10 protein-coding genes, 1 tRNA gene and 1 pseudogene are annotated in these 12,242 nt (G+C 66.2%); all 12 read right to left on the bottom strand.

Annotation, left to right across the window (positions count from 1 at the left end):
* Positions 1 to 25: 25 nt before the first annotated feature.
* The gene (locus ACMVY4_RS14565) at positions 26 to 517 is read right to left on the bottom strand and encodes a hypothetical protein (protein WP_416896742.1); all 492 of its coding nucleotides are present in this window, start codon (positions 515 to 517) and stop codon (positions 26 to 28) included.
* Positions 510 to 3,425, bottom strand: a complete 2,916-nt coding sequence (locus ACMVY4_RS14560) for a sarcosine oxidase subunit alpha family protein (RefSeq protein WP_416896741.1) — start codon at positions 3,423 to 3,425, stop codon at positions 510 to 512. Before ACMVY4_RS14560 ends, ACMVY4_RS14565 begins: the two co-directional genes overlap by 8 nt.
* A gap of 151 nt (positions 3,426 to 3,576) precedes the next feature.
* Positions 3,577 to 3,864: a sarcosine oxidase subunit delta gene (locus tag ACMVY4_RS14555; RefSeq protein ID WP_416896740.1), complete on the bottom strand. Its 288-nt coding sequence runs from the start codon at positions 3,862 to 3,864 to the stop codon at positions 3,577 to 3,579.
* A gap of 10 nt (positions 3,865 to 3,874) precedes the next feature.
* On the bottom strand, positions 3,875 to 5,125 hold the full coding sequence (locus tag ACMVY4_RS14550; protein WP_416896739.1) for a sarcosine oxidase subunit beta family protein: 1,251 nt from the start codon (positions 5,123 to 5,125) through the stop codon (positions 3,875 to 3,877).
* 106 nt (positions 5,126 to 5,231) lie between these two features.
* Entirely contained in the window at positions 5,232 to 5,897 is a 666-nt protein-coding gene (locus tag ACMVY4_RS14545) for an SDR family oxidoreductase (RefSeq protein WP_416896738.1), read from the bottom strand.
* Between the two features lie 9 nt (positions 5,898 to 5,906).
* Positions 5,907 to 8,159, bottom strand: coding sequence for an arylsulfatase (locus ACMVY4_RS14540; protein WP_416896737.1), 2,253 nt, complete (start codon positions 8,157 to 8,159; stop codon positions 5,907 to 5,909).
* 118 nt (positions 8,160 to 8,277) lie between these two features.
* On the bottom strand, positions 8,278 to 9,084 hold the full coding sequence (locus ACMVY4_RS14535) for an enoyl-CoA hydratase/isomerase family protein (RefSeq protein WP_416896736.1): 807 nt from the start codon (positions 9,082 to 9,084) through the stop codon (positions 8,278 to 8,280).
* A 186-nt stretch (positions 9,085 to 9,270) separates the two neighbouring features.
* Positions 9,271 to 9,347: transfer RNA gene (locus ACMVY4_RS14530), tRNA-Pro, on the bottom strand.
* A gap of 151 nt (positions 9,348 to 9,498) precedes the next feature.
* A pseudogene (locus ACMVY4_RS14525) lies at positions 9,499 to 9,747 on the bottom strand (MerR family transcriptional regulator); the annotation flags it as partial.
* A gap of 16 nt (positions 9,748 to 9,763) precedes the next feature.
* The gene (locus tag ACMVY4_RS14520; protein WP_416896735.1) at positions 9,764 to 10,081 is read right to left on the bottom strand and encodes an integration host factor subunit alpha; all 318 of its coding nucleotides are present in this window, start codon (positions 10,079 to 10,081) and stop codon (positions 9,764 to 9,766) included.
* Between the two features lie 123 nt (positions 10,082 to 10,204).
* Complete coding sequence (locus tag ACMVY4_RS14515; protein WP_416896734.1) at positions 10,205 to 11,176, bottom strand: beta-ketoacyl-ACP synthase III; 972 nt, start codon at positions 11,174 to 11,176, stop codon at positions 10,205 to 10,207.
* Complete coding sequence (gene plsX / locus ACMVY4_RS14510) at positions 11,173 to 12,219, bottom strand: phosphate acyltransferase PlsX (protein ID WP_416896733.1); 1,047 nt, start codon at positions 12,217 to 12,219, stop codon at positions 11,173 to 11,175. The genes ACMVY4_RS14515 and plsX overlap by 4 nt, the downstream gene beginning before the upstream one ends.
* Between the last annotated feature and the right edge of the window lie 23 nt (positions 12,220 to 12,242).

Below are 12,242 nucleotides of genomic sequence, written 5' to 3'. Positions count from 1 at the left end.
GACTCCGCAGACGATCTGGGCGACATCAACAGCCAGCTCGCCGGCCCCTCGCGCAGCAGGATGACCGAAAGGTGCTCCATCTGCGTGCGGCCGGCGCGCCCTCGGGAAATGCGGCATCGTCCAGATCGAGCATGCAGATCCGCTCCAGCGCGGCGCGGCAGCGTGCGCCCTCCATGCGCAGAACCGCCCAGGCATCCGACTGATCGAACAGATACGCCGTCTCGCCGAGCTTTCCGGCAACCACGGCTTCCGCGCCATGCCCGTCATGACGGAAGATCAGAAAGGCCTGGTCCGGCGAAAGGCCGATCAACCGGGTCCTTTCCCCGCTTGAACGCCCAGTGCCCGGCCACTCCAGATCATATCCCGCCTGCAGAGCCTCACCGAGCGCCGCCTGGCCGTCACCGGGCACGGATACCGCGACGATAGCGAGATCCTCGACAGCCTCGACCGAGATGCCGTCGCCGGAGAAGGCGAAGCCGTCGAGCGGTGCTGTCGCCATCAGACCTGTCTCAGACACGCAGCCTCTCCCCGTCCGGATCCACAAAATGGGGCGACACGATCTCCACCTCGATGGATTGACCGCGCAACGGATCGGCGGCGATGACTGTCTCGCCCACCCGTTCCGCACCATTGCGGATGAAGCCCAGCCCGATGGCATGGCCGAGTTCGGGGGAGTGGGCGACCGAGCTCATCCAGCCCTCGTCATTGTCCATCACCGCCGCGAATCCGTGGCTGATGAAGTGGGCGCCGGCCTTGAGTTCCTGCGCGCGATCGACGGGGCGGAAGCCCATCAGCCGGAGATCATTGTCCGCAGTGAAGGCTTCGCGGTCGCAGAGCACATTGCCGACGGCGTCCTTCTTCCTGGAGACCATGCGGTCGAGACCGAGTTGCCGCGCTGTCGTCTGGCCGTTCAGTTCGTTGCCGGCGGGGTGGCCCTTTTCCACACGCATGACGCCCAGCGCTTCGGTGCCGTAGGGCACGATCCCGAACTCCTCGCCGGTTTCCATGATCTTCCGGATCAGCGCATCGCCGTAGCGCGCCGGCACTGCGATCTCGTAGGCCAGTTCCCCGGAGAAGGAGATGCGGAACAGCCGCGCCGGCGTGCCGCCGCAGACCGAAATCTCGCCGCAGGCCATGTAGGGGAAAGCCTCGTTGGAGATGTCGTGATCCGGGTCGACCAGCTTCTCCAGCACCTTCCGGCTGTTCGGCCCGGCGATCGAAAACTGCGCCCATTGGTCGGTGCCCGAGATCAGGTGCACGTCGAGCCCGGGCCAGATGCACTGGCGGTAGAATTCCAGATTCCGGTAGACCAGCACCGCATTGGCCGTGGTGGTGGTCATGACGTAATGATCCTCGGCCAGCCGCGCCGTGGTGCCGTCGTCGTAGACGATGCCGTCCTCGCGGAGCATGAGCCCGTAGCGGACCTTGCCGACCGGCAGCTTGGCGAAACCGTTGGCGTAGACCCGGTTGATGAAGGTGGTCGCGTCGCGCCCCCGGATCTCGATCTTGCCGAGCGTGGTCACGTCGCAGACCCCGACCGAGCCGCGTGTCCCCTTGACCTCGCGGTCCACGCTTTCGCGCCAGTGCGTCTCGCCGGACAGCGGATACCATTGGGCGCGGAGCCACAAGCCGGCCTCGACGAAGACCGCGCCGCGTTCCTCGGCCCATCTGTGGCTCGGCGTTTTCCGCGTCGGCATGAAGTGCTTGCCGCGTCCCCGGCCCGCAAGGGCCGAGATCGCCACCGGCGTGTAGGGCGGCCGGAAGATCGTCGTTCCGGTCTCGGCAATCGACTTGCCCGCCGCTTCCGCCAGCACAGCGAGTCCGCCGACATTCGCCGTGCGGCCCTGGTCGGTGGCCATGCCCAGCGTCGTGTACCGCTTCACGTGCTCGACGGAACGGAAGCCCTCGGCATGGGCCTGCTTCACATCCTTGACCGTGACATCGTTCTGCAGGTCCAGCCATGCGCGGCCACGACTGGCCGGGACATGCCAGAGCGCCTTGATGTCGCGCGGCTCGTCCCCGGCCTCCGGAACCTCGGTCCCGCCGCCCGCCTCGGCGCCCTCGCGCAGGGCCGCCGCAAGGGTCAGTGCGCCATTGGCGGCGCCGGCGACACTCATGCCAGGCGGCAGTTCGCCGCCGGGCACGAAGGCAGCGATGTCCTCACGCCAGACCGGCTTGCCGCGGTGGTGGCAGGTCAGATGGACATTCGGGTTCCAGCCGCCGGAGACGGCCAGACAATCCGCCTCGATGCCCTCGCCGCTAGCCAGCCGGATTTCCGTCAGGCCGAGTCGGCCGCGCGTGCCGGCAACCTGACCGCCGAGCACCACTTCCGACCCTTCCGGCGAGATGTGCTGCACGTCGGGACGCGAATCGATCACGGCTGTAACCTGAACGCCCTTCGCGGCCAGATCATGGGCCGTGCGCCAACCGTCGTCATTGTTGGTGAAAACGGCCACCTTGCGGCCCGGCGCGACGCCATAGCGGTTGACGTAGGTCCGCACCGCGCCGGCCAGCATGACGCCCGGCCGGTCGTTCATGCCGAAGGCGATGGACCGCTCGGTCGCGCCGGCCGCCAACACGGAGCGCTTCGCATGGATACGCCAGTGAATCTGGCGCGGCTTGCCGCCGCCGTCTGCAAGGTGATCGGTGCAGCGCTCCAGCGCACCGAAGACGCCGTGGTCGTAGACGCCGAAGATCGCGGTCCGCGTCATCAGACGGACATTGGGCATGGCCGACAGTTCCGCAGCCGTCTCTGCAGCCCACTGGTGACCCGGCCCGCCACCGACCTCGAGAGTCTCCGCGTTGAGGCGGCCGCCCGGCAGGAAGTCCTCGTCGGCCAGGATCACCCGATCGCCTCTACGGGCCGCCGACAGCGCTGCCATCAGGCCCGCCGGCCCCGCACCGATGACCAGCAGGTCGCAGTGCCTGTAGCCATGATCGTAGGTATCCGGATCGGGCTCGCCCGACAACCGCCCAAGCCCGGCAGCGCTGCGGATCATCGGCTCGTAGATGCGCTCCCAGAACTTCCGCGGCCACATGAAGGTCTTGTAGTAGAAGCCGGCCGACAGGAACGGATAGAGAATGTCGTTCACTGCCAGCAGGTCGCGCTTCAGCGATCCCCGGTAGTTCTGGCTCCGCGCTTCCAGCCCGTCGAACAGCTCGGCGACGGTCGCCCTTGTATTGGGTTCGTCGCGGGCGCCCGAGCGCAGCTGAACCAGCGCGTTCGGCTCCTCCGATCCAGCCGAGAAGATGCCGCGCGGACGGTGATACTTGAACGACCGCCCCACCAGCCGGACGCCATTGGCCAGCAGCGCCGAGGCCAGCGTATCGCCCGGATGGCCGGTCATGTTCCGACCGTCAAAACGGAAGGAGAGACTGCGGCCCCGATCAATCAGACCACCCTCGACACGGAAGGACTGGCTCATGCAACCGCCTCCCGTCTAAATCCTGAACCTGTCATCCCCGTCCGAGCGAAGCGAGGCGCGGGGATCGCGATCAGAATGGAGCGCAGTTCGGCACCCGATCCCCGTGTTCGCTGACGCAAAACGGGGATGACATCTCTGGCCGATGGCTGGCTCATGCGCCCCGCCCCTGCGCCAGCGCGACATCGCGGGCCAGTTCGACCTTCGTGATCTCGTGGGTCAGCGTGTTCCGTGTGACCACCAGCCAGGACCGGTCGCCATGCTCGTGATACCAGAGCTCGCGGTGCTCGCCGGCCGGGTTGTCGCGCAGATAGACGTAGTCATGGAACCGTTCCATCGCGTCCGGGGCATCGCGGTCCGGCCGGTCGATCAGCGAAGCGTCGCCCAGATAGGTGAATTCCGACGCGTCGCGCGGGCCCAGCAGCGGATGGTCGATGATCATGCCCGGCGCCTCAATGCAGGTTCGGCTGCGGGCCGCGGCCCGTCTCGTCGATCAGGTGCCCGGTCCTGAACCGGTCCAGCCGCATCTTCTCGGCCACCATGTGCGGCCGGTCCGTCGCCAGCAGATGCGCATAGCACCAGCCGCTAGCCGGCGTCGCCTTGAAGCCGCCATAGCACCAGCCGCCGTTGAAATAGAGGCCATCGACAGGCGTGCGGTCGATGATCGGCGAGCCGTCCATCGACATGTCCATCACCCCGCCCCACATGCGCAGCATCCGCGCCCGACCGATGGCCGGGAACATCGATATGCCGCCCTCGCAGACATGCTCGATGGTCGGCAGATTGCCGCGCTGGGCATAGGTGTTGTAGCCGTCGATGTCGCCACCGAAGACCAGCCCGCCCTTGTCGGACTGGGAAATGTAGAAGTGCCCGGCGCCGTAGGTGATGACGCCCGGCACGACCGGCTTCAGACCCTCCGAGACGAAGGCCTGCAGCACATGGCTCTCGATCGGCAGGCGCAGTCCCGCCATCGACATGATCCGGCTGGAGGACCCGGCGACGCAGGACGCGACCTTCCTCGCCCGGATTGTACCGCGGCTGGTCTCGACGCCGGTGCAGCGGCCATCCTCGATCAGCAGGCCGGTGACCTCGCAGTTCTGGATCAGGTCGACGCCGCGGCTGTCGGCCCCGCGGGCATAGCCCCAGGCGACGGCATCGTGCCGGGCCGTGCCGGCACGCGGCTGCCAGAGCCCGCCCATGATCGGGAAGCGCGCATTGTCGAAGTTCAGGAAGGGGCACTTCTCCCGCACCCCGTCGCGGTCCAGCAGCACCGCGTCCGCGCCGGCCATCAGCATGGCGTTGCCGCGCCTGGCATAGGCGTCCCGCTGGGCGTCGGAATGGTAGAGATTGATGATGCCGCGCTGGCTCACCATGGCGTTGTAGTTGAAGTCCTGCTCCAGCCCTTCCCAGAGCTTCATCGACCATTCGTAGAAGGGCTCGTTGCCCGGCAGCAGGTAGTTGGAACGGATGATCGTGGTGTTGCGTCCGACATTGCCCGAGCCGAGATACCCCTTCTCGACCACGGCGACATTGGTGATGCCGTGTTCCTTCGCCAGGTAGTAGGCCGTCGCCAGCCCGTGTCCGCCGCCGCCGATGATGACGATGTCGTATTCCGCTTTTGGCAGCGGATCGCGCCAGACCGGTTGCCAGTTCCGGTTACCGGTCAGCGCGTTCCAGGCGATGCTCAGCGCCGAATAGCGCATGCCGTCCGACTCCCTCGATTGTCAGGCCCCGAGTTTCGCGAGGCAGGCCCAGCCTGACTATCCCAAAATGGACGCCCGATGTCCGATTGGAGACCCTGTTTGCCCGTCAGGTCGTCCAGCCGCCGGCCAGCGGGATGATCTGCCCGACCATGTGGTTGCATCTTTCGCTCGCGAGATAGGCGGCCAGTTCGGCGGTCTCGGAGGCGGCGCCGACCTTGTTGGTCGGCACGTTGCGCTTCACGTGGTCCAGAAACTTCGGATCGTCGAGAACCCCGTCGGGAAAATAGGTGTCGTTGTTGATGTAGTTCTGGGCGATGGCGTTCACGTGGATGCCCGACCGCGCCAGTTCCAGCCCGACCGCCTTGATGAAACCGTTCTGCGCCCCGCGCGCAGCACAATAGGCGGCGTTGTTGGGAATGCCCCTTAGCGGCGCTGCGCTCGTCACGGCGATGATCTTGCCGGAGCCCCGCGCGAGCATCTGCGGCGTCACCGCGCGGACCAGATACATCAATGGATGAACAAGCGAATTGAACAGCTTGTTCCAGTTATCGTTTTCGATCTTTTGTATCGGGCCCGTCATGGGTGGCTCTGCGAGGTTCGCGACCAGGATGTCGATCTCGCCGGCGCCGGCGATCAGGTCCTCGCAGTCCCGCTGCGTCGTCATCGGATAGTCGCCGGTGACGACACGGATGCCGTCTGCCTCGAAGCGCTCGCGGATCGCCTCCCCCATATAGCGCTGGACGCAGGTGATCAGTGCCGTGCGTTGGGTCATCCGGGCCTCCTACTGCCGCGCCATCTCGGCATTGCCGATCGCCTCGCCGTCCAGGGCCTTGCCGCGTGGATGCAGGTCGACGGTCACCTTTTTCAGGATCTGGGTGAAACTGAAGGGCGCGGCGTAGTTGCCCACGGGGGACGAGCGGTCATGCTCCAGATCCAGACCCGACCACGAAACGAAAGGCCCGAAGCTGTGCGGCATGGCGCCCGATCCCGAGGCCTCGCCGTTCACCAGCAGCTCATAGGACGTCCCCGGATCGGTGAAACGGGCCTTCAGCGTGATCGAGACGTCACCGGCCGGTACCGGGCCTGCCGAGCGGACCTCGCATTTCTCGCCGCCGATATTGGCGACATGGACTGCGTGACCGTCCTGGAGATAGAGGGCGTAGCCCGAGGTCATGTCGCCATGGGCCAGCATGATGCCCTCGGCCGGTCCCTCGCCCACCGCGATCTCGGCGGTGATGTCGTAGCTGCGGCCACGGACGTCGGGGCAGACCTCGGTCGGCAGATGTCCCATCCCCTTGTGGAAGACGAAGCGCGTGCGGTTGCCCTCGTGGCGCTCCGCGTTCTCGGCGAAGCGCGGCGCGAAGCGGTCGTCCAGCGGCAGCACGTGATACTGCTCCGCCTTGCACCACCATTCGTCGAGCAGGGACTTCAGCCTTTCCGGCTGTTCCGCTGCAAGATCCCGGCATTCGGAGAAGTCCTCATCGAGGTGATAGAGTTCCCACTGATCCTCGTCGAAGGGCGTGCCCGGCGGGTGAAAGGCCACCGCCTTCCAGCCGTCCAGCCAGATGCCGCGGTGTCCGAACATCTCGAAATGCTGGCCGCCGGACTTCGACGGCGCGTCCGCATCCGTCAGGCTGGCGGCGAAGCTGACGCCCTCGACGGGCATCTGTTCGACGCCCCGGATACTGGACGGCGCCTCGATGCCGAGTACATCCAGCAGGGTCGGTGCCAGATCGCAGGCGTGGGCGAACTGGTGACGCAGTTCCCCGCGCGCCGCGATGCCGTTGGGCCAGGAGATCACGAACGGATCCCGGATTCCGCCGCCATGGGTGTTCTGCTTGTAGCGCTTGCAGGGCGTGTTGGCCGCCATCGCCCAGCCCCAGGGAAAGTTGGAGTGGGTATCCGGCCCGCCGATATCGTCGATCCGGGCCAGTTTCTCGGCGAAGACTTCCTTGCGGCCATTGTAGGGACCCATGGCGTTGACGAAGCCCATCGGGCCGCCTTCCTGACTCGCGCCGTTGTCGGACATGACGATGACGAGGGTGTCGTCACGGACGCCTGCCGTCTCCAGGAAGCCGATCAGCCGCGCCAGATGCTGGTCCGAATGGTCCAGCATCGCCGCGTAGGCGGACTGCAACCGGGTGAAGAAGCGGCGCTCGTCGTCCGAATGCGCTTCCCACGGTCTCACCATGTCGTTGCGCGGCGGCAGCTCTGTGCCTTCGGGCACGATCCCGCGCTCGATCTGGCGAGCCAGCCGTTCCGCCCGTTCCTTGTCCCAGCCCCCCTCGAACAACGCGTCATAGCTGCGGACCAGATCGAAGGGTGCCTGATGCGGCGCGTGACAGGCGCCGAAGGACAGCATGGTGAACCACGGCGTGTCGGGCCGCTCGGCGATATGCCCGGCCAGGAAGCCGATCGCCTGATCCACAAGGTCCGCAGTCAGGTGATAGCCGGTCTCGAATGTGCCGGGCGGATCGATATGGCTGTTGTCGCGGACCAGTTCCGGCGCGTACTGGTCTGTCTCGGCGTCCATGAAGCCATAGAAGCGGTCGAAGCCGCGCCCCAGCGGCCAGCCGTCGAATGGCCCCGTCGCGCCGGTCTCGGTCAGCGGCGTCACGTGCCACTTGCCCAGCATGTAGTTGCGGTACCCGCTTTCGCGCAGCATTTCGGCGATCGTCCCGGCCTCCTTCGCGATCTTGCCGCGATAGCCGGGAAAGCCGCTGTCGAAATTGGCCAGACTGCCGACGCCCACCGAATGGTGGTTGCGCCCGGTCAGCAGCGCCGCCCGCGTGGTCGAGCACATGGCGGTCGTGTGGAAGCCGGTATACGTCAGCCCTTCGGCGGCGATCCGGTCGATGGTCGGCGTCCGGATCGGCGAGCCGTAGCAGCCGAAGTCCGAGAAACCCACATCGTCGTAGAGCACCAGCAGGATGTTCGGCGCGCCGTCCGGCGCCTTGACCGCCTCGGGCCACCAGGGCTCCGACTCGCCGATGGTCAGCCCGACCTTCCCCCTGTAGCCGCCAGTATTGCTCACCGATTGTCCCTCCCCGTTCAATCGGCGGCAGTCTGGAACGGTCGGCGACGCCTGTCACCTGCGGCGCGGACATGTCCGGGACGCGAGCAACAGACATCAATCCGTCGGACCTGGGCTTCTACCGCCCCTTGAAGCGCGGCGCGCGGCGCTCACGGAAGGCCGTGACAGCTTCCTGATGGTCGTGGCTCGCATTGGTGATGGTCTCGTAGCCCAGCGCAGCGTCCGTCAGCGCGGCATGGATGCGCAGCAGTTCGAGGTTCATCACCGTCTTGGTCCAGCGGATGGCCTGCGTCGCGCCCTCGACCAGTTCGGTCGCCAGGTCGTCGACCTTCGCGTCCAGCTCCTCGAACGGCACGACGTGATTGATCAGGCCCAGGTCGCAGGCTTCCTGCGCGCCGAGCATCTTGCCGGTCAGCAGCATCTCCTTGGCTCTGGCGAAGCCGATCAGCTGCGGCCAGATGATCGCGCCGCCGTCGCCGGCAACCAGACCGGCCTTTACATGCGGATCGCCGATCTTGACGTTGTCGCTGGCAACGATGATGTCGCAGAGCAATGCGATCGAAGCCCCCAGCCCGGCCGCGGGACCGTTCAGACGGCAGATGACCGGCTTCTCGATCTCGAGCAGTCCGGAGATGATCCGCTTCGCCATCGGAACCACATCCTTCAGCCAGAGGTCTTGACGGTCGATCATGTCCTGGAACCACGCGAAGTCGCCGCCGGCGCAGAACTGCCGCTCCTTGCCGGTCAGGATGATGACGTCGCTGTCCGGGTCGTCCTTGGCGTCATAGAAGATGCTGCCGAGCTCGTGGTGAAACCGCTCGTTCACGCCGTTCAGCGGCGAGCCGGTGTCAATTTCCAGGGTCAGGATCCGGCCCTTCCGATGGAAATTGAAGGTCTCGTAGCGGTCGAACAGTCCGTCTTTCATGGGTCTCGCTCCCCTCCCCGGGATGGCTGACAGGGACGCCGATGCCCGGCGCCGGGCCGGCCTATGGCAATGGCCGCCAGCGAGCTTACGCCGCACAACCGGCGCACGGGAAGTGACGCACGCCCGCTACAGGCCGCACATGCTCAAACAGACATGTCTGCCAAGTCATTGTGAATGTTGGAAAAATGGTCGGAGCGGCGGGATTTGAACCCACGACCCCCACACCCCCAGTATGGTGCGCTACCAGGCTGCGCTACGCTCCGACGCGGCGGACCATAGTGCCTTCACTGAATCGTTTCAATCGCCCGATGCAAGCGCCAGGAGACCGGTCCGTATGCCGGTCAGTTCCTTGCGCAGTTCGTCGATGGCGCGGCGCTGAACAGCGGAGAGCGCATCGGCCGGCTTCGGCTGCGTCTTCGCCGCGCCCTGTTCCTTGAACAGCTGCTGCACGCCCTTGATCGTGTACTTGTCCTCGTAGAGCAACTTCTGGATGTGCTTGAGGAAGTCGACGTCCTCGGGCCGGTAGTAGCGCCGGCCGCCGCCGCGCTTCAGCGGCTTGATCTGCGGGAACTTGGTCTCCCAGAAGCGCAGGACGTGCTGCTGCACGCCCAGCTCCTCGGCGACCTCGCTGATGGTCCGGAAGGCTTCGGGTGATTTCGCCAAGACGGGTCCGCTCGCCTCAGCCGCGTGACGGGCGGCCGAGCAGGCCTTCGTTGATCGCGTCCTTCAGGACGTGGCTGGCGCGGAACACCAGCACCTTGCGCGGATCGATCGGGACTTCCTCGCCGGTCTTCGGATTGCGTCCCACCCGTCCGCCCTTCTGGCGCACCTGGAAGCTTCCGAAAGACGACAGCTTGACTGTCTCGCCCTCGGCCAGACAGTCGGAAATCTCCTTCAGGATCGATTCGACAAGCTCCGCACTCTCGTTACGCGAGAGCCCGACTTGCTGATAGATCGCTTCCGCGAGTTGCGCCCGCGTGACCGTGGAGCCTTCCATCGCACCCCTCCCTCGCGTCCCCCCTGTCGGACACGGTGGCCGGTATTACGCGCGAAACGCTCGGCAGAGTCAAAGGGTTGAAGCGTCTTTCGTTTCTGGTCCGGAAGAAGCGTTGCCGCTCGATCACCAGCGGACGAGCGAGGAACCCCAAGTGAATCCGCCGCCCATTGCCTCGAGCAGCAGCAGGTCGCCCTTCTTGATCCGGCCATCGCCGATGGCATGTGCCAGCGCCAGCGGCACCGAGGCCGCGGAGGTGTTGCCATGACGGTCGACGGTGACCACGACCTTGTCGGGATCCAGACCGAACTTGCGCGCCGTGCCGTCCAGGATCCGCTTGTTGGCCTGATGCGGCACGACCCAGTCGATGTCGTCGGCCTGCAGGCCGGTGGCGTCCAGCGCCTCGTTGATCACGGCCGACAGGTTGGTGACGGCGTGCTTGAAGACTTCCTTGCCCGACATGCGCAGGTGGCCGACGGTCTGGGTCTTCGACGGGCCGCCATCGACATAGAGCAGATCGTGATGCCGGCCGTCGGCATGGATGTGGGTGGTCAGCACGCCCGGCGCGTCATTGCCACCCGCCGTTTCCTGACCCTCGACCACCACGGCGCCGGCGCCGTCGCCGAACAGCACGCAGGTCGTCCGGTCCTCCCAGTCGAGGATGCGGGAGAAGGTCTCGGCGCCGATCAGCAGCGCACGGTCGAACTGGCCGGCCTTCAGGAAATTGTCGACCGTCGCGAGACCGTAGATGAATCCCGAGCACACAGCCTGGATGTCGAAGGCCGCGCCCTTGCGGACCCCGAGGCGCGACTGCACCGTGGTGGCCGTCGCGGGGAAGGTGTTGTCCGGGGTCGCAGTCGCCACGACGATCAGATCGATGTCGTCTGCGCCGACGCCGGCGGCTTCCATGGCCTTGGTCGCGGCCTGAACGGCCAGATCGGAGGTCGTCTCGCCTTCGGCGGCGATGTGGCGCTGCCGGATTCCGGTCCGGGCCACGATCCATTCGTCGGAGGTGTCGACCATCGCCGCCAGATCCGCATTCGTGAGCACGCGATCGGGCAGATGCCCGGCGCAACCGGTGATCACGGATCGGATCATGCGCTCTCCGCCCCCTTGAGCTGACGGGCGTCGAAGCCCTTGTCCTGAAAGTCCTTGGTGATTCGGTCGATCATCCCATCCTGCACCATGTCGGCGGCGAGCCGAAGGGCGGAGGCGAAACCGGTCGTGTTGGCGCTGCCGTGGCTCTTCACGACCACGCCGTTCAGGCCAAGGAAGACGCCGCCATTGTAGCCGTTGGGGTCCAGCCGGTCGCGCAGCCGCTTGAAGGCGCCGCGGGCGATCCAGGCGCCGATCTTGCCGGCCCAGGTCGCGGTCATGGCCTGCCGGAGCGTGTAGGCGACCATGCGCGCCGCGCCCTCGTGGCTCTTCAGCGCGACATTGCCGCTGAAGCCGTCGGTGACGATGACATCGACCGTGCCGCGGGTGATGTCGTTGCCCTCGACGAAGCCGTGATAGCGGAAGGCGTCGCCCTGCAGGCTGCGCAGCTTTTCAGCCGCGGCGCGGACGGTCTCGTTGCCCTTCACGTCTTCCTCGCCGATGTTCAGCAGGCCGACGGACGGCGTCTGACGGCCCAGCACGGCGCGGCAGAAGTCCGCGCCCATCAGCGCGAACTGCACCAGATTGGTGTCATCACATTCGGAATTGGCGCCGAGATCGAGCATGACGCTCTCGCCGCGCATCGTCGGCATGAAGCCGGCGATGGCGGGCCGGTCGATGCCGGCGACGGGCCGGAGCGAGAACAGCGACATCGCCATCAGCGCGCCGGTGTTGCCGCCTGAGACGACGCCCTGCGCCTCACCGGCCTTCACGGCGTCGATGGCCAGTCGCATGCTGGTGTTCTTGCCGCGGCGCAGCGCCTGGCTCGGCTTCTCGTCGGACGCCACGACCTCGTCGGTGTGGCGCACTTCGACATAGTCCTTCATCTCGCTGTCGAGATGCCGGACGATCCGGTCGCGGTCGCCGAACAGGATGAAGCGGATACCCGGATACTGCAGACGGACTGGCCGAAGGGCTTCGACCACGACGCGTGGTGCATGGTCGCCGCCCATGGCGTCCAGCGAAATCACCGTCGATGTGTCCATGGCAGGCTCCCGGCAGCGACGAT

This window comes from Minwuia sp. (assembly GCF_048007105.1).
Taxonomy (GTDB): Bacteria; Pseudomonadota; Alphaproteobacteria; order Minwuiales; family Minwuiaceae; genus Minwuia.
This window is presented reverse-complemented; position numbering and strand designations above follow the sequence as displayed.

What these genes read in the sequence shown, in the direction of transcription:
- ACMVY4_RS14560 (WP_416896741.1), bottom strand. Translation starts at nt 3,425, where the DNA reads ATGAGCCAGTCCTTCCGTGTCGAGGGTGGTCTGATTGATCGGGGCCGC.
- ACMVY4_RS14555 (WP_416896740.1), bottom strand. Translation starts at nt 3,864, where the DNA reads ATGATCATCGACCATCCGCTGCTGGGCCCGCGCGACGCGTCGGAATTC.
- ACMVY4_RS14550 (WP_416896739.1), bottom strand. Translation starts at nt 5,125, where the DNA reads ATGCGCTATTCGGCGCTGAGCATCGCCTGGAACGCGCTGACCGGTAAC.
- ACMVY4_RS14545 (WP_416896738.1), bottom strand. Translation starts at nt 5,897, where the DNA reads ATGACCCAACGCACGGCACTGATCACCTGCGTCCAGCGCTATATGGGG.
- ACMVY4_RS14535 (WP_416896736.1), bottom strand. Translation starts at nt 9,084, where the DNA reads ATGAAAGACGGACTGTTCGACCGCTACGAGACCTTCAATTTCCATCGG.
- ACMVY4_RS14520 (WP_416896735.1), bottom strand. Translation starts at nt 10,081, where the DNA reads ATGGAAGGCTCCACGGTCACGCGGGCGCAACTCGCGGAAGCGATCTAT.
- ACMVY4_RS14515 (WP_416896734.1), bottom strand. Translation starts at nt 11,176, where the DNA reads ATGATCCGATCCGTGATCACCGGTTGCGCCGGGCATCTGCCCGATCGC.
- plsX (WP_416896733.1), bottom strand. Translation starts at nt 12,219, where the DNA reads ATGGACACATCGACGGTGATTTCGCTGGACGCCATGGGCGGCGACCAT.